We start from the raw sequence: 16,928 nt of genomic DNA on the forward strand, positions 1-16,928 counted from the left end.
TCCATTGCTCGGTCCACGGGATTGGGTGAAACAGGCGCGAATAGGGGCGCGGGCGCGTTGACAAGTGGCGCGTCACACCCTATGAAGGCGCCCAGCATTGGCGCCGCAGGCGCCTATTTTTTGTGAGCGCAAAGGTAGCCGCCATGAAAATTCGGAATTCGATCAGGGCGCTGGCCAAGCGGCACCGCGACAACAAAGTGGTCCGTCGGCGTGGGCGCATCTACATCATCAACAAGGTGAACAAGCGCTTCAAGGCGCGTCAGGGCTAATCGCTCTGGATTGGCCGGTCAGAGCCGGCCCTTCGACCTGTTTGATGGCCCGCTTCGGCGGGCCATTTTCTTTGTGTTTATTCGCCTGATTCCGCAGCCTTGGACGTCTGCCGGCGCCGGTCGTGGTCGGCGGGCACGTCGAGCGCGCGACGGCGCCTGTCCGGCCCGGTATAAGCCGCAGCTTCAACAAAGGGCCGGGGATTCCTGACGGCCTGCATGATGCGCGAGGACAGGACCTGCGCACTGATCGGCTTCTTTATGAATTCGCTGACACCGGCATCGCGTGCCTTCAGAATGCGAGTCGAGTCGGTGCCCGCAGTGAGCATGATGACCGGCTTGTTGCGATTGGCCTGCTCCGCATCGCGACGCAGGCGGCTCACCAGCGCGATGCCGTCGATGGGCGTGAGCTCCTGCTCAACCAGAATGACGTCGAACTCCTCGCGGGCGAGAGCGGCCCAGGCCGTCTCCGCGTCGCCTGCCTCAACCACGGACTTTATGCCGAGGCGTCGCAGCAGATCACGCTGTATGGCGACCATGTGGGCGCTGTGGTCAACCACCAGCACCTTGAGTATTGCGAGATTTATTTCCGGCATGACGAATCATCCAATCCCTTGTCGGGCCGGATGAATTTTCCCTCAGCCAGGTAAAGTCCCGGTTAAATCTCAAGTAAAAGGAATCTACTTCTTCCTTGCGCCTTGTTCCTCGACAAAGGCGATGCGCAGCATGTTTGTGGTGCCCGGACGGCCCAGCGGCACGCCTGCGGTGATCGCGATACGGTCGCCGACCTTGGCAATGCCTTCCTGGCGCGCAATCACACAGGCGCGGTCGACCATGGCGTCGAGGTTGCCTTCGTCCTCGGTCTGCACGCAGTGCAGGCCCCAGGCGAGCGTGAGGCGGCGCATGGTCCCCATGACCGGGGAAAGGGCGATGATGGGCTTGGAGGGCCGTTCACGCGACGCGCGCAGGCCCGTCGATCCAGACGATGTGAAGGTCACAATCGCGGCCAGATCAAGGGTTTCGGCGACCTGGCGGGTAGCGGCGGAAATCGCGTCCGCCGAGGTGGCTTCGGGTTCTGTCTGCTGGGCGCGGATGATCGAGGTGAACAGATCGTCTTGCTCTACCGCAATGGCAATGCGGTTCATGGTCGAGACCGCCTGAACCGGGTGTTCGCCGGCGGCGGATTCTGCCGAGAGCATAATTGCGTCAGCGCCTTCATAGACCGCGGTGGCAACGTCTGACACCTCCGCGCGGGTCGGCACAGGTGAGTTGATCATCGATTCGAGCATCTGGGTGGCCACGACCACCGGCTTGCCACGCTTGCGAGCCATCCGGATCATGCGCTTTTGCAGGCCGGGCACTTCCTCAAGTGGCATTTCAACGCCGAGGTCACCGCGCGCGATCATGATCGCGTCGGCATTGGCAATGATTTCCTCGAGCTTTTCGACCGCCTGAGGCTTTTCGATCTTGGCCAGCACGCCCGCGCGGCTGCCCACGGTCTGCTGCACCTCGATGACGTCTTCAGGGCGCTGGACGAAGCTCAGCGCGATCCAGTCCACATCATTCTCGAGCGCAGCCTCGAGGTCGGCCCGGTCCTTGTCGGTGATGGCGCGGACACCCAGGAGGGTGTCGGGCAGGGAAATGCCCTTGCGGTTCGACAGGGTGCCGGGGACAACGACCTCGGCAACGATCTCCTTGCCGGAGGATTCGATACAGCGCATCTCGACCTTGCCGTCGTCCAGTAGCAGCCGGTTGCCCGGCCGCACGGATTCGAAGATTTCGGGATGGGGCAGGTAGACCCGGGTGCGGTTTCCCGGCTTGTCGAGGCAGTCGAAGGTGAAGTGATCACCGACTTCGAGCTCGATCTCGTCCGAATTGAACGTGCCGACGCGGAGCTTGGGGCCCTGCAGGTCGGCGAGGATGCCGATCGGGCGCCCGACCGTCTTCTCGACCCGGCGGATGGTCTCGACCATCTGTTTGAGCCCGTCATGCTTGGTATGGCTCATATTGATGCGGAAGACATCCGCACCCGCGCGGGAAAGCTCTTCGATAGTCTTTTCGTCGTTAGAGCTGGGGCCGAGAGTGGCGAGGATTTTTACTTTTCTGAGACGTCTCATTGCCCACCGGTGTTGGAAAGGTCTGTGTCGGTCAATTGCAGTGTCCAGTCGGAGCGGTCCTGGGTATCGACCTCGAAAAAGCCGGTGCGTTCATATCCACGCGCCAGGCAGTCTTCTACTCCGAAGATTGTGAAACTATCGTCTCGGGTGCACATAAAGACCGGACCTTCCCAGGTGCCGCCGTTCACGTCGTCTGCCGCGAAGATGTAGTAGAAGCGGGAATCGAGCGGGCCGGCGAATACGGTTTCGCATTCATCGGGATCCGCCACCCACCAGCCTTCGGACTGCCAACCGCGTTCGGAGCGATAGCCGAGCGCTATGGAGACCTGAGCCTGGGTGTTGTTGCAGACGCGCATTTCCGCTTTTGCCGGCGCAGCAGCGAATAGGAAGGTGGCCGCGCTCAAGAGCAGCGCGAAAAGAACCATCGCGGTGTGTGACGTTCGGGCGACCTGGATCATAATGCAATCGGCAGTTGTTTTGGAGAAGGTGGAAATGCCTGTCAATCGCTATCGGTGAGATTTGGCGGATGTTAGGCGTATTAGAACGTTGACTTTGGGCCATGATGGTGGAACCACCCTTTGCAATGCGGCGCCCGCTTCCGCACCCCGCTCAGACGGCGTGCAGAGCCGGTCGGGGCCCCCGCGAAAAGCGCCGTGAAACGGCAATGACAGATGACGGGATCCATTCATGGGACAAAGCACGATTGCGCGCGAACAGCTGCGCTCCATTGTTGAGCGGGTCGAACGGCTCGAGGAAGAAAAGAAGGCCATCGCCGACGATATTCGCGACATTTATGCCGAAGCGAAGGCCAACGGCTTCGACACCAAGGTCCTGCGCCAGGTGGTGCGGCTGCGCAAGCAGGAGACCTCCGAACGTCAGGAACAAGAGGCGATTCTCGATCTCTACAAGCACGCGCTTGGCATGATTCCGGGCCCCGATATCGAGGATGATGCGGTTTGACACAAAACCGGCCACAGCTTGAACGACCGAAGCTGGCGCGCACCGGAATGGCGGCGGCACTTGCCCGCCGGGCCGAGAATGGCGAAACCATCCGCGTCGGGGTGATCGGCTGCGGCGAGATGGGGACGGACCTCGTTACCCAGATCGCGCTGATGGACGGTCTCGAAATCGGCGCTGTCGTCACCCGCAAGCCCGAGCGCGCCCATCGTGCGCTCGATATCGCGGTTGGCCACCACGAGGCGGCACAGCCCACCGCTGGTGGTCAGGGCATCGACGCGGCGATCGAGGCCGGCAAGATGGCCGTGGTTGAAGATGCGCATGATGTTCTGGCCTCCGGGCGGATCGATGTCGTTGTCGATGCAACCGGCAAGCCCGCCGTGGGTGCAGACATCGGATTGAAAACGATCGAGGCCGGCAAGCACCTCGTCATGATGAATGTCGAGGCCGATGTCACGATAGGCCCTTACCTCCGCCGTGCGGCGGACAATGCCGGTGTCGTTTACACGATCGGGGCAGGGGACGAGCCGTCCTCGGTGATCGAGCTTTATGATTTTGTCACCGCCATGGGTCATCCGGTAGTCGCCGCGGGCAAGGGCAAGAACAATCCGCTCAATATCGATGCGACGCCCGACGAATACCGGGCCGAGGCTTTGCGCCGCGACATGAACCCGCGCATGCTGGTCGAGTTCGTCGATGGCTCGAAGACAATGGTCGAAATGGCCTGCATCGCCAATGCGACCGGGCTCATCCCCGACAAGCCCGGCATGCACGGGCCTGAGGCCACGCTTGAAAATCTGCACACCATCCTTTGCCCTGAAGAAGATGGCGGCATTCTCTCGCGCCGCGGCGTGGTCGATTTCACGGTCGGGCAGGGGGTGGCGCCCGGCGTGTTCGTGGTCGCCGATATGCGCCATGAGCGCATTCGCGAGCGCCTGCACGATCTCAAGCTTGGGCCCGGTCCTTATTACACTTTCTATCGGCCCTATCACCTCACCAGTCTCGAGGTGCCGCTCACCTGCGCACGGGTCGTGATGTACGGGCAGGCCGACATGCAACCGCTTGACCGCCCTGTGGCCGAGGTTTGTGCGCGCGCGAAAAAGGATCTGCAGCCCGGCGATACGCTCGATGCCATCGGTGAGTATTGCTACCGCTCCTACACCATGACGGTGGAAGACGCACAGACGGCAGATGCCTGCCCTGTGGGGCTGTTGGAGGATGCCAGGGTCACAGCTCCCATCCGCAAGGGCGACCTGATCACCTATTCAGCGCTGTCGCTCGATGGGGAGAGCCCGCTTGTGAAGATGCGGCGCGAGATGGACGCGATGCTGGGACGCTGACCTAGTCCGGGTCAGTAGCGATGCTGGCCTCGCCCATGCGGTTCAGGACCTCGCCGGGAATTTTGTATTCGCGCTTGATATAGCTGTGGTCACGCATGCCCATCAGTTCGCGCTGAATGAACAGCGCCCAGACTGCATAGGCGGCCTTGCGCACAAGCCTGTCCCGGGTTTCGGGGTCATCGGCGCCGGACGCATCATGGTTGTGCAGCGCTTCCATGGCCTTTTCCGCCCGGATCGCCTGGTGGCCGAGCGCCGCCGCCTGATCTTCTGCAATCTCGTGCTGAACGACGTTGAGGCTTGATTCAGCGGCGCTCAGCGATTGGGAGAAGCGGGGCGGACGGAGACTCATCGGTCCTCCGTCAGGCGCGACCGATGTCCGAGAGAACGCCAGTGGCCCGCTCGTCGCCCAGCGCGGTCAGAACGGTCGAGACGATGGCATTCCGGTCAAGGCCTGCATTGGCATACATGTCGGTCTGGCTTGCCTGATCCAGATGGATGTCGGGCATGAACAGCGGCCGGAACTTCAGGCCACTATCGAAGATGCCTGTTTTGGCAAGGTGCGTGGCGACGCTGGCGCCGAAACCGCCCGAAGAGCCTTCTTCGATGGTGATCAGCACTTCATGCTGGCGCGCCAGGCGCTCGATGAGATCGGTGTCGATCGGTTTGGCAAAGCGGGCGTCCGCCACGGTGGCCGACAAGCCGAAACTTTGCAGCAGGTCCGCGGCGCCAAGCGCCTCCGAAAGGCGCGCACCGAGAGAGACGATGGCGACGGAGCTGCCTTCGCGCAGCACACGGCCCTTGCCGATATCGAGCGGCGTGCCCCGAGCGGGCAATTCCACGCCGACGCCTTCGCCGCGCGGATAGCGCAGGGCAATCGGGCCTTCATCATAGGCTGCGGCAGTGGCCGTCATGTGCATCAGCTCGGCCTCGTCGCCCGGCGCCATGATGGTCATGTTCGGCACGGTCGAGAGATAGGCGATGTCAAAGGCACCGGCATGGGTCGGACCGTCGGCGCCGACATAGCCGGCACGGTCGATGGCGAAGCGTACCGGCAGGTTCTGGATGCAGACGTCGTGTATCACCTGGTCGTAGGCGCGCTGCAGGAAGGTCGAATAAATCGCGGCAAATGGCTTCATGCCTTCGGTCGCAAGGCCGGCGGCGAAGGTCACCGCATGCTGTTCGGCAATGCCGACATCGAAGGTGCGGTCGGGGAATTCGTCGCCGAATTTGTCGAGGCCGGTGCCCGAAGGCATGGCGGCGGTGATCGCAACGATGCTGTCGTCGGCCCTGGCTTCCTCAATCAACCCCTTGGCGAAGACGCCGGTATAGGAAGGCGCATTGGCCGGAGATTTCGACTGGGCACCGGTGACGACGTTGAACTTGGAGACGCCGTGATACTTGTCGGCGGCGTTCTCGGCAGGGGGATAGCCCTTGCCCTTTTGGGTCACGACGTGGATGAGGATCGGACCGGTATCGGCGTCGCGCACATTGGTCAGAACCGGCAGCAGGTGTTCGAGATTATGACCGTCGATGGGGCCGATATAATAGAAGCCCAGCTCCTCGAACATGGTCCCGCCGGTCCAGAAGCCGCGGGCATATTCCTCGGTCTTGCGGGCCTTGTCGGCGAAGAATTTTGGCAGCTTGGCTGTGAGGTGCTTGGCGTTTTCGCGCAGGTTCCGGTAAGTCGGGCCGGACACCAGCCGCGCCAGATAAGCGCTCATGGCGCCGGTGGGCGGGGCGATCGACATGTCGTTGTCGTTGAGGATGACGATGAGGCGCGCATCCATAGCGCCGGCATTGTTCATTGCCTCATAGGCCATGCCCGCGGACATCGCGCCATCACCGATCACCGAGATGACATTGCGGGTTTCGCCCTTGAGCTGCGAGCCCACGGCCATGCCCAGCCCAGACGAAATCGAGGTCGAGGAATGAGCGGCGCCAAAGGGGTCAAAATGGCTCTCTGCTCGCTTGGTGAAGCCGGAGAGGCCGTCTTTCTGACGCAAGGAGCGGATGCGGTCGCGGCGTCCCGTCAGGATCTTGTGCGGATAGCACTGGTGTCCCACGTCCCAGATCAGCCGGTCGTCGGGCGTGTTGAACACATAGTGCAACGCCACCGTCAGTTCCACGACACCGAGCCCGGCGCCCAGATGTCCGCCAGTGACCGAAACCGCGTCGATGGTTTCGGCGCGCAATTCGTCGGCGAGTTGACGGAGCTCTTCGCGCGGCAGATCGCGCAAGGCATTCATATCGGCAATCGAGTTCAGAAGTGGCGTAGCTGGCCGCGTGGTCAAGATCGTATCCCGTTTTTCGCAAACCTGTCCGCGTAGCGGCATGGACAGTCCGCTATCCCTAGCAGAGCCGCACGCATATTCCTAGCAGATGGAATGACGCGCCCGAGTGCAGATCGGTTGCAGGATCAGCGCAGGGCAAGCTGGAGGGGCTGTTCTCCGAACCGGCCGGTGGCAGTGGAGGGGCCGGTGGTGGAAAAGGCAGTGTTTACAACGTCTGCGCCCATGATGGTGGCCGGATCGAAGTCCGCCTCATCGGGGCTGAACATCACGGCATATCGGCCGGATGAGAGCAGTTCGGGATCGGTGAACAGTTCGGTCACATGATCGAGATCGGGTGCCACGAAGCTCGCTGCGCGCATCTCGAAGTCAGCCTGGGGCAGGACGACGGGAGCCGGGATAGCGGTGTTGCCCTTGAACATCGAGAACAGACCGCCAAAGTCGGGCTGGGCGTTGAAGGAGGCAGTGACCAGCGGCGGATTGCCGGGCACCGGCACACCGGGCTTTTGTCCGATTAGCATGTCGAGGGCGCGCTGGTCGGCCTCGGACTGGGCGACAGCACCATGGGAAGCGAGAACGATGTCGGCATCGCCGTCAGTTTCTGCCGGGGCTGAAGCCAGCATGGTGTCGAGGGCCTGGCGGGCCGAGGTCACGCCATCCTGGGTCGCTTCGGGCTGAGCCGTGCGGATACGGGCGTTGATCAGGCGCTCAAGTGCCTTTTGCGGATCGTCTTCGCCGTTGCCCGGCAAGGGCGCATAGGCGGTGACAATCGGATCGGCCTGACCGTCGATGGCACCCAGCCGGCGCGGCGGCACTGGCGCGGCCACCTGAGGCTCGGCGCTTGCCAGCGCGATGCGGGGTTCGCCGCTGTCGACACTCGGCAGCAGATCCGGTTCTGCGGTGGCGAGAATGATCGCTTCGGGCTTCACCGGCGGGACCGGTGCATCTTCCGGATCGATCGCGGCCGTCACGAGCTCAGGCGTGGTGCCCAGATCGGCCGGGCGCAGCGGCACATCGGGAGCGACCACGATTTGCTGGGAAGCAACAGAACGGCGCTGCGGGCTGTTGTCGGCAACCTGGATCGTGTCGTTCCCACCGCCAAAGATGGTCTCGAGCAGCCCGGGGCCGCTATCGCCGCCAGAGGGACGCAAGGAACAGGGGACACGCTTGCACTTGTTGTATTCGGCGAGCGCATATTGCCGGCCGCTCGAGGAGAGCGGGGTGCCATCTGTGGGCAGGTGAAGGGTCTTGCCGTCGGGGAAGACCTGCTTCAGCTGGGCGCGGGTCATGCGCGGCCAGGCCCGTACGCTGCCGGTATCGACGTGAACGAAGGGGCTGCCGGAGGTCGGATAGTAACCGACGCCGCCGCCCTGGTATTTCATGGCAGTGGCACGCAGCTTTGACAGCTCGACACCGGGAATCCAGAAGTCCATGGCCCGGCCATGGGTGTGTTGGGAATTCTTGGCAACGCCGCTGGAGCGCGAACGCAGCATCTCGTTTGTGGCCGGCGCGCGATAGGCCGACACGATGTGGATCGGCTTCTTGCCGTCGACCGCGTTGTAGATCTGCCAGAGCAGGGTGAAGAGCTCGGGATCCATCTTGGTCGGCTCGTTGCGCCGCCAGTCGCGAAGGAAGTAGTTGAGCTCCTTGAGGCCCTTCTGGTCGTAATTGCCGTTCTTCCAGAAGGTGATTCGGGCAGTCTCACCGGTATGGGTGTAATGAAGATAAAGCGAGCGTTCGCCGGTTGCAGCCTGGGCGGGAATCGTGAATGCAGGGGCCGAAAGCGTGAAGGCAAGGATCGCCGCCATAGCGCGCGCGATCAAACCGCGCGGCGCAAAGGCTTGTCGCGCAAAGCGAATTAGCTGCCCCCGAAAGTTTCCCGACACTACGCGCTACCTGTTGTTCGTCGTCCGCGAAAACCCAGCCTAGCAGAAATCTCACTAGACTTTGTTAACGTTGGCGAAGGCTGAACGCAAAGCGTCGCCCCACAACCAAGTTCCGACCCTAATTATAGAACCGGGCCGAAGCATGGCAATTCTCTTAACGCTTTATGAATGTGGGGGTTAATGCCCTATTCTTCAAGCAGGGCAACCATGCGCTTGTGATGACCGTAGACATCAGCGAAGGAACGCAGCGTTCCGTCCTCATTCGCCCGAAGGGTGAAATAGGACAGATAGACCGGCACGTGCCGCTGGAGATTGTTCCAGCGTTCAGAGCCGCCGCCCACCATCGACTGCAGGCCCGAGGCCGTCAGCGTGGGCTCGTTGGCCAGCAGCGCATCGGCAAATTCCATCGGGTTCTGCACACGGACACAGCCATGGCTGTAAGCTCGGTAGGACCGCGAGAACAGCGATTTGGACGGCGTATCGTGCAGATAGACCGAGTGGTTGTTGGGGAACAGGAACTTGATATTGCCCAAGGCATTGCCGCCGCCGGGGCGCTGGCGAATGCGGAAGGGCGGGTTGGACGGATTAACCGAGGCCCAGTCGATGGCCGAAGCGGAGACCACGCGACCACCCTGCACGAGCTCGTAATTACGGGCCGCCAGATAGCCGGGATTGGCCATCACATTCGGCATCAGTTCGTTCCGCGCGATCGAAGAGGGCACGTTCCAATACGGATTGACAACGATGTGCTCGATCTCGTCATGGAAGATCGGTGTGCGGTGTTTCGGCTGGCCGACAACAACGCGGGTCGCATGAGAAACGGTATCGCCGCGATGCACTTCGAGCCGGTATTCTGGAATGTTGACGAAGACATAGAAGTCGCCAAGGTCCTCGGGCATCCAGCGCCAGCGTTCCATATTGGCGACGATATCCTCGGGGGTCGCGCCGGAGACGCCGTTCAGCGCAGCGATGGTGGCCGGACCGACAACGCCATCAGGTGACAGGCCAAGGGATTCCTGGAAATCGAGAACCGCCTGTTCGATGGTCTCGTCATAGATGAGTGCATCTTCGCCGGTCGGGGGATCGATCTGCAGGCGCTGACGCAGCAGCGGCACACGCTCGTCGGTCATGCCGGATTTGATCAGGCTGCCATCGGGCACCTGAATGATTTCCTCGATGTCCCCGTCGATATGCATGCGAAGGGCTTTGCGTAGCGCCAGAAACTCCCGGTGGTGCGGGTGCAGTCCCATCAGAATTTCGTCGGGATTGTCGGCGGCGGCCAGTTCGACAAGCAGGGCACCCTGGTCGATCGAGCGCGGGCGGATGTCGATCGAGGTCGACACGTCGCGCGGATTGATACGCCCGGCGACGGCATCATGTGCGTACCGGTTCACGGCATCGGAGAAAGCGGTTTCCAGCGCAGCCATCTTGGCTGGATCGCCCTGGGCGGCGCCGATATCCAGCGCATCGGTGATGTAGTCTTCAGTGCGGAAGCCCTGATATCGGGCCTGGTCAAACACGCCGATGATCTTCTGGGCAGCGTCCGAGAAAACGACCTTGCCGTCCTGTTGGTCGAGCCATAGAGGCTCGAAGCGGCGTTCGGCATAGAAGAAATAGAGATCCTTGGCCTCGTTCCAGGTCCGGGTATCGCGCGTCGCGCCGTAATAGGCATCGCGAAGGCCATATTTGATGGTCCGGGCCAGATCGCTCCCGGCGGGCGGAATGACGATGCGGGTGGCCTCGACGCCGTTGATCGTGACGGTCTCCTGAGCCAGGGCCGTTGTCCATGCCGGCGCGGACAGTGCCGCGGTCATGGCAAGAAAGGAGGTCGCAAGGATCTTGTTCATCGTCAAAATATCAGCCCTCAAATCAGCGCCGATGCCGCAAAAGGTGCTTTCGATCGGCTCGAAACAAGGCAGAGCGCCCCAAAGAGGCCCGCTCGACGCCGCATTTCAGTCGCACCTCAATACGTCCTCGGCCCATTATTGACAATCTGATCTCACGTATTTGAACGCGGATCGGGCCCGATGCCGGACCAACTGTGACGCAAGTGTAACAGGCGATGATGAACGAGCGCTGAACCCGGCGAATTCCGGGTCAAATCGCGTCAGGCCGCATCTTCGTTGGGGTTGTCGAGGCCATACTCCTTGAGCTTGCGGTACAGGGTCGAGCGGCCGATGCCCAGGGCACGGGCCACGGCGGCCATCTTTCCGTCGTGCTGATCAAGCGCGAAGGCAATTAGATCACGCTCGATATCGACAAGCGGGGCGACCGTGCCGTCATCACGGGTAAAGCGGTCGCGCATGTCGGTTTCGCTTATGGCTGCCGGGGAAACACTTGCCGCCGGCTGCGCTGCATCGATATGCACCGGCGCACCAGGCGCGGGAGCGCGCTCGGCGGCGGCCCGTACGGCAGCAGGACCATCAAGGGCGTTGAGCAGCTGGGGAAAGTCCTCGGGCACCAGACGCGTGCCGTTGGTCAGAACTATCGCCCGATAGACCGCGTTCTGAAGCTGGCGGATATTGCCCGGCCAGTCATAGCGGGCCAGCATGTTGCGCGCCTCGGGGGTGCACCCGTCAATACGCCGGTTCTCTTCCGCGGCGAGGCGGGCAATGAAATGGTCAATCAGCAGGCCGATGTCCTCGCGCCGGTCCCGCAATGGCGGCAGGTAGATCGGGAAGACGTTGAGCCGGTAGTAGAGGTCTTCGCGGAAAGCGCCGCTCGCGGCGAGATTGAGAAGCCGGCGATTGGTGGCCGAGATGACCCGAACATTGACGGTGCGAGTGGTGTCCGAGCCGACCGGTTCGATCTCGCCATCCTGCAGGGCACGCAAAAGCTTGACTTGCGCCGCGGCAGGCAGTTCCCCGATCTCATCGAGAAACAGGGTGCCGCCATGGGCTTCGGCGAACTTGCCCTTGTGGTTCGAATCGGCGCCGGTAAAGGCGCCTTTGACGTGACCGAACAGGGTGGATTCGATCAGTTCTGCAGGAATGGCGCCGCAATTGACCGTGACGAACGGCTTGCGGGCGCGGTCGCCTTCGCCCTGGATGGCCCGGGCGATCATCTCCTTGCCGGCGCCACTTTCGCCTTCGATGAGAACCGGAATGGTCGAACCGGCGGCTTTTCGACCGAGCTCGATCACCCGTTTCATGGCCGGGCTCTGGGTGATGATCTCGTTGAAGCCGAAGCGGCCTTCGCGGCGTGTGCGCTCGATCTCGAGAGCGGTCGAGAGCGCGGACATGCGCAACATGTTGTTGAGCGAAGTAACAAGCCGCTCGGGATCCACAGGCTTGACCACATAGTCGGCGGCGCCGGCACGCATGGCGGATACAACGATGTCCGGTGAGGATTTCGCGGTCTGCACGATCACGGGCTGGCGCATCGTCTCGCGACGCATGGCTTCGAGAACGCCGAACCCGTCGAGGCCGGGCATGACCAGATCGAGAACGACCCCGGCGATGGCGGGGTCCTTGGCAAGGATTTCGAGGGCCTTTTCGCCGGACGCGGCGGTGACAGGCTCAAAGTCGGCTTTGTTCAGGATTCCCGAGGTCAATTTGAGGTGAACGGGATCGTCGTCGACAATGAGTATTCGCTTCACGGATCTTTGGTCCCCACCGCTGGCCGTCACAATCAATAAAAGGGATCAACGCGCGAATCGCCTGTTGTCCCAATTCGAAGCACGCTATGCGCAGGGCCTTAACGGCTTCTTAATCCAGATGATTGTCTCGAAAGGGTTTTTGACCATCGCAGCGAGATCGTGGAGCGCCATGGGCACCTCAAATGGTGCGCCGGCCTGTGCCCTCGCGCCGAAGTTGCTCAAACCCGGCGCCCGGGTTTTCCCTCAATTGCACTCTCTTGGCAGGCGCGCCCCGTGTCGATAAGGTCCGCGCGACCCCTTCCTGAAGGCGAGATTCCATTCATAGTGAGGCGCATATGACCGAGCGGGCTGAAAAGGCAATGCAGGGCGCGGCGGAAGCCGGCGCGGGGCGGAATGAGCCCGAACTCGGTGTGCTCCCCGAATGGGATCTTTCCGATCTGTATGACGGTATCGACAGCCCGGCGCTCAAATCCGATCTCGAACGCTGCGAAAACGAGGTCAAGGCCTTTGCCGAGCGCTACAAGGGCAAGCTCGAGGGGCTGGCGGAGACGGGTGGCCTGATCAAGGCGGTCACCGATTACGAGGCGATCGCCGAGACCATGGGCCGGATCGGCTCCTTTGCCTATCTCAACTATGCCCGCAACACCGGCAATCCGGACAGCGCCAAGTTCCTTGGTGACATGAATGAAAAGCTGACTGCGTTTTCATCGCCGATGCTTTTCTTTTCACTCGAGCTCAACCGGATCGATGATGCGGTGATGGATGCCGCCTTTGAGAAGGACGAGGCGCTGGCGCGTTACAAGTCCTGGTTCGACGAATTGCGCAAGGCGCGTCCCTATCAGCTCGAAGACCGGGTTGAAGAACTGTTCCACGACAAGTCCGTCACCGGCCGATCGGCCTGGAACCGGCTGTTCGACGAGACCATGGCGAGCCTGAAGTTCGATGTGGCCGGTGAACAGATGTCGCTCGAGCCGACCCTGACGCTGATGACGGGCAAGGACCAGGGCAAGCGCGAAGCAGCGTTCCACGCCCTCACAGCAACCCTTGGCGAGAACCGTCGGCTGTTCACCCAGATCACCAATGTCCTGGCCAAGGACAAGGAGATCTCGGATCGCTGGCGCGGTTATGAAGATGTCGCCGATAGCCGTCATCTGGCCAATTCGGTTGAGCGTGAAGTCGTCGATGCGCTCGAAGGGGCGGTGCGCGAAGCCTATCCGCGCCTTTCCCACCGCTATTACGCCATGAAGGCAAAATGGCTCGGGCAGGACACGCTCAATGCCTGGGACCGCAATGCCCCGCTGCCCGATCAGGACGATCGCGTGTTCGACTGGGATTCCGCGCGCGACATGGTGCTCGAAGCCTATGGCAAGTTTTCGCCCAAGCTCGTTGAAGTGGCGGAGCCCTTTTTCGGATCGGGCTGGATCGATGCGCCGGTGCGCGACGGCAAAGCGCCGGGCGCCTTCGCGCATCCGACCGTGCCGAGTGCGCATCCCTATTTGATGCTCAACTATCTCGGCAAACCGCGCGACGTGATGACGCTTGCTCATGAGCTCGGCCATGGCGTTCATCAGCGCCTTGCGGCCCCGCAAGGGCCGCTTCTGGCCTCGACACCGCTGACACTGGCGGAAACCGCGAGCGTCTTCGGCGAGATGCTGACCTTCCGTTCGTTGCTGGCCGGCGCGTCCGGGCGGGCGCGGTTTGCGCTGCTCGCGTCAAAGGTCGAGGATATGCTCAACACTGTGGTGCGGCAGATCGCCTTCTACACGTTCGAGCGCAAGGTGCATCTGGCTCGCCGGGAAGGCGAATTGCGGTCCGAGGAAATCGATGCGTTCTGGATGGAAACCTCCCGTGAAAGCCTTGGTCCGGCGATCACGCTGAATGACGGTTACGAGGTTTTCTGGTCCTATGTGCCGCATTTCATCCACTCTCCCTTCTATGTCTATGCCTATGCATTCGGCGATTGCCTTGTGAATTCGCTCTATGCGCAATATGAAAAGGCATCCGAAGGGTTCGTGGAGCGATACTTCGAATTGCTGAAAGCCGGTGGCTCGAAACATCATTCTGAGTTATTGGCCCCGTTCGGGCTTGATGCCCGCGATCCCGACTTCTGGTCGCTCGGTCTTTCGATGATCGAAGGGCTGATCGACGAGCTGGAAGCGGCACAGGGCGAAACCACCAACTGATCACCACTCCGGGGGACATTATGGCGACCAATAACGCCGCAGACTTTTCCGAACACGAAAACACGTTCAACCTGTTCATTGGCATTACCAAATGGTCGATCGGGCTGATCGCGGCGGCGCTGCTGACGCTCTATTTTGGCCTGGTTGCAGGCAATGGCGCACTGGCCATCCTGACGGTTCTCGCGACGATTGCCATCGTCATCGGCATCATCGCGTTTGGCAGGAAATCCTAACCCACAGGGGTTGACATGAAAATTGCAATTGCGCGCGAACAGGCCGCCGAGGAAGGCCGGGTCGCGGCCACCCCGGAGACGGTCAAGAAACTGACCGGGCTCGGGGCAACGCTTGCCGTCGAGAAAGGCGCGGGCGGAGGGTCTCGCATACCCGACGGGGATTACGAGGCTGCTGGCGCGAGTGTCGGCACGCGGGCATCGGTGTTGAAGGACGCGGATGTGCTGCTGACGGTGCGGCGGCCTGTGGCGAAGGATCTGGCGGCGCTGAAGAAGGGCGCCCTGGTGATCGGCATGCTCGATCCTTACGGGCATGAGGACGAGGTGGCGGCGCTGGCCAAGTCTGGCGCCAACCTGTTCACCATGGAATTCATGCCGCGGATCACGCGGGCCCAGGTGATGGACGTGTTGTCCTCCCAGGCCAACCTTGCCGGCTATCAGGCGGTGATCGAGGCGGCCACGGCCTTTGACCGGGCCATGCCGATGATGATGACGGCGGCGGGCACGGTGCGCCCGGCCAAGGTGTTCGTGATGGGGGCCGGTGTGGCCGGCCTGCAGGCGATCGCGACAGCCAAACGGCTTGGCGCGGTTGTGAGCGCGACCGATGTGCGGGCCGCGGCCGGCGAGCAGGTTGAATCGCTTGGCGGCAAGTTCATCATGACCGAGGCTTTGAAGGATGCCTCGGGCGAGGGCGGCTATGCCCGCGAACTGACCAAGGACGAGCAGGCGGCACAGGCCGAACTGGTGGCGGCGCATATCGCCAAGCAGGATATGGTGATCACCACGGCGCTCATTCCGGGGCGTCCGGCGCCGAAGCTTGTGAGCAAAGAGATGGTGGCCTCGATGGCGCCGGGATCGGTGATTGTCGATCTGGCGGTCGAGCGGGGCGGCAATGTCGAGGGCGCGAAACCCGGCGAGACGGTGATGGTCGGCGATGTGTCGATCATCGGCCTCAACAACATGGCGGGGCGGATCGCCTCGACCGCGAGCCAGCTTTACGCGCGCAATCTGTCGGCCTTTCTCGAAACGCTGATCGACAAGGACGACAAGGTCCTCAAGCCCGACTGGGAGGATGAGCTGGTGAAGGCGACGCTGATCGCCCGGGACGGCGCCATCGTCCATGAGGGTTTGCTGAAGGCGGCGGGGGCATCGACCCCGGCGAAAAAGGCCCCGGCCAAACGGGCGCCTGCCAAGAAGCCGGCGGCCAAATCAACTGCATCCAAATCGACTGCATCGACCACCACTGCCAGTAAGCCGGCTGCCAAAACCGCGACCGCCAAATCGACGGCGGCCAAATCGACGGCGGCCAAGAAGCCTGCCGCCAAGAAGCCGGCGGCAAGCAAATCTGCTGCGGGCAAATCTGCTGCGGGCAAGGCTTCCACGGCCAAAAAGGCTCCGGCCAGCAAGAGCGGGGAGAATGAATAATGGAACCCACGGAACATATGGCTGATGCGGCTGGTGCTGCGGTATCGGCGGCTTCGGGCGGGATGATCGATCCGTTCGTGTTCCGCCTGGCGATTTTCGTCCTGGCGATCTTTGTGGGCTATTACGTTGTGTGGAGCGTGACCCCTGCGCTGCATACCCCGTTGATGAGCGTGACCAATGCGATCTCCTCGGTGATCGTGGTCGGCGCTTTGCTGGCGGTTGGTGCGCATCTGGTCGAGGGGGCGAACTGGGGCTCGAAGCTGTTCGGGTTCCTGGCGTTGATCCTTGCGAGCGTGAATATCTTCGGGGGGTTCCTTGTGACCCAACGCATGCTCGCCATGTACAAGAAGAAGGGCTGAACCGATGAGTGCGAATATCGCAGCCCTTTTGTATCTGGTCTCGGGCGTTCTGTTCATCCTGGCGTTGCGCGGGCTCTCGAGCCCCTCGACGGCGCGCCAGGGCAATCTGTTCGGCATGATCGGCATGACCATTGCGGTCCTGACGACGCTGGCGGTCTCGGGTCCCAACGACATTGTCTCCTGGATGCTGATCGTGGGTGGCGTGGCCATTGGCGGCGGCATCGGTGCGGTGATGGCGCGGCGGGTGCCGATGACGGCGATGCCGCAGCTTGTCGCGGC

General features: G+C 62.0%; 16 protein-coding genes. 8 read left to right on the forward strand and 8 right to left on the reverse strand.

Going from position 1 to position 16,928, the window contains the following annotated elements:
- Nucleotides 1-143 precede the first annotated feature (143 nt).
- Nucleotides 144-269, forward strand: coding sequence for a type B 50S ribosomal protein L36 (gene ykgO / locus G489_RS0117445; protein WP_029042594.1), 126 nt, complete (start codon nt 144-146; stop codon nt 267-269).
- Nucleotides 270-346: 77 nt separating this feature from the next.
- Here the strand turns inward: ykgO and G489_RS0117450 are convergent, their stop codons facing one another.
- From G489_RS0117450 to G489_RS0117460, 3 genes are all read right to left on the reverse strand, one after another.
- Nucleotides 347-862 (reverse strand): response regulator, encoded by a 516-nt coding sequence (locus G489_RS0117450; protein WP_029042595.1) that lies wholly within the window; start codon nt 860-862, stop codon nt 347-349.
- 84 nt (nt 863-946) lie between these two features.
- Entirely contained in the window at nt 947-2,383 is a 1,437-nt protein-coding gene (gene pyk, locus G489_RS0117455) for a pyruvate kinase (RefSeq protein WP_029042596.1), read from the reverse strand.
- Nucleotides 2,380-2,841 carry a DUF1036 domain-containing protein gene (locus G489_RS0117460; RefSeq protein ID WP_035873272.1) on the reverse strand — a complete coding sequence of 154 codons (462 nt, stop codon included), beginning with the start codon at nt 2,839-2,841 and terminating at the stop codon, nt 2,380-2,382. The genes pyk and G489_RS0117460 overlap by 4 nt, the downstream gene beginning before the upstream one ends.
- Before the next feature lie 229 nt (nt 2,842-3,070).
- Here G489_RS0117460 and G489_RS21325 point away from each other — a divergent pair, with 229 nt between their 5' ends.
- Nucleotides 3,071-3,343: a DUF2312 domain-containing protein gene (locus G489_RS21325; protein ID WP_035873273.1), complete on the forward strand. Its 273-nt coding sequence runs from the start codon at nt 3,071-3,073 to the stop codon at nt 3,341-3,343.
- 47 nt (nt 3,344-3,390) lie between these two features.
- Nucleotides 3,391-4,680: an NAD(P)H-dependent oxidoreductase gene (locus G489_RS0117470; RefSeq protein WP_035873274.1), complete on the forward strand. Its 1,290-nt coding sequence runs from the start codon at nt 3,391-3,393 to the stop codon at nt 4,678-4,680.
- A gap of 1 nt (nt 4,681) precedes the next feature.
- On the opposite strand, the gene G489_RS0117475 is transcribed toward G489_RS0117470, so the two are convergent.
- The 5 genes from G489_RS0117475 to G489_RS0117495 all read right to left on the reverse strand — a co-directional run bounded on the left by G489_RS0117475 (nt 4,682) and on the right by G489_RS0117495 (nt 12,452).
- Nucleotides 4,682-5,029 (reverse strand): DUF6665 family protein, encoded by a 348-nt coding sequence (locus tag G489_RS0117475; protein WP_029042599.1) that lies wholly within the window; start codon nt 5,027-5,029, stop codon nt 4,682-4,684.
- Between the two features lie 10 nt (nt 5,030-5,039).
- Nucleotides 5,040-6,971 carry a 1-deoxy-D-xylulose-5-phosphate synthase gene (dxs, locus tag G489_RS0117480; protein WP_029042600.1) on the reverse strand — a complete coding sequence of 644 codons (1,932 nt, stop codon included), beginning with the start codon at nt 6,969-6,971 and terminating at the stop codon, nt 5,040-5,042.
- A gap of 125 nt (nt 6,972-7,096) precedes the next feature.
- The gene (locus G489_RS22095) at nt 7,097-8,776 is read right to left on the reverse strand and encodes a DUF882 domain-containing protein (RefSeq protein ID WP_051332785.1); all 1,680 of its coding nucleotides are present in this window, start codon (nt 8,774-8,776) and stop codon (nt 7,097-7,099) included.
- A gap of 263 nt (nt 8,777-9,039) precedes the next feature.
- Complete coding sequence (locus G489_RS21335; protein ID WP_051332786.1) at nt 9,040-10,701, reverse strand: L,D-transpeptidase family protein; 1,662 nt, start codon at nt 10,699-10,701, stop codon at nt 9,040-9,042.
- Nucleotides 10,702-10,961: 260 nt separating this feature from the next.
- Nucleotides 10,962-12,452, reverse strand: a complete 1,491-nt coding sequence (locus G489_RS0117495) for a sigma-54-dependent transcriptional regulator (protein WP_029042601.1) — start codon at nt 12,450-12,452, stop codon at nt 10,962-10,964.
- A 335-nt stretch (nt 12,453-12,787) separates the two neighbouring features.
- Between G489_RS0117495 and G489_RS0117505 the strand changes: the two genes are divergently transcribed.
- From G489_RS0117505 to G489_RS0117525, 5 genes are all read left to right on the forward strand, one after another.
- Nucleotides 12,788-14,635 (forward strand): M3 family oligoendopeptidase, encoded by a 1,848-nt coding sequence (locus G489_RS0117505; RefSeq protein WP_081691654.1) that lies wholly within the window; start codon nt 12,788-12,790, stop codon nt 14,633-14,635.
- Between the two features lie 20 nt (nt 14,636-14,655).
- Nucleotides 14,656-14,868: an aa3-type cytochrome c oxidase subunit IV gene (locus G489_RS21340; RefSeq protein ID WP_035873277.1), complete on the forward strand. Its 213-nt coding sequence runs from the start codon at nt 14,656-14,658 to the stop codon at nt 14,866-14,868.
- 15 nt (nt 14,869-14,883) lie between these two features.
- A complete protein-coding gene (locus tag G489_RS0117515) occupies nt 14,884-16,290 on the forward strand; it encodes a Re/Si-specific NAD(P)(+) transhydrogenase subunit alpha (RefSeq protein WP_029042603.1) in 1,407 nt (468 codons plus the stop codon).
- Nucleotides 16,290-16,649, forward strand: a complete 360-nt coding sequence (locus G489_RS21345) for a proton-translocating transhydrogenase family protein (RefSeq protein WP_051332787.1) — start codon at nt 16,290-16,292, stop codon at nt 16,647-16,649. Before G489_RS0117515 ends, G489_RS21345 begins: the two co-directional genes overlap by 1 nt.
- Nucleotides 16,650-16,653: 4 nt before the next feature.
- The coding region (locus tag G489_RS0117525; RefSeq protein ID WP_029042604.1) for an NAD(P)(+) transhydrogenase (Re/Si-specific) subunit beta at nt 16,654-16,928 on the forward strand (275 nt) is incomplete at its 3' end.

The organism is Cucumibacter marinus DSM 18995 (assembly GCF_000429865.1).
Lineage (GTDB): Bacteria > Pseudomonadota > Alphaproteobacteria > Rhizobiales > Devosiaceae > Cucumibacter > Cucumibacter marinus.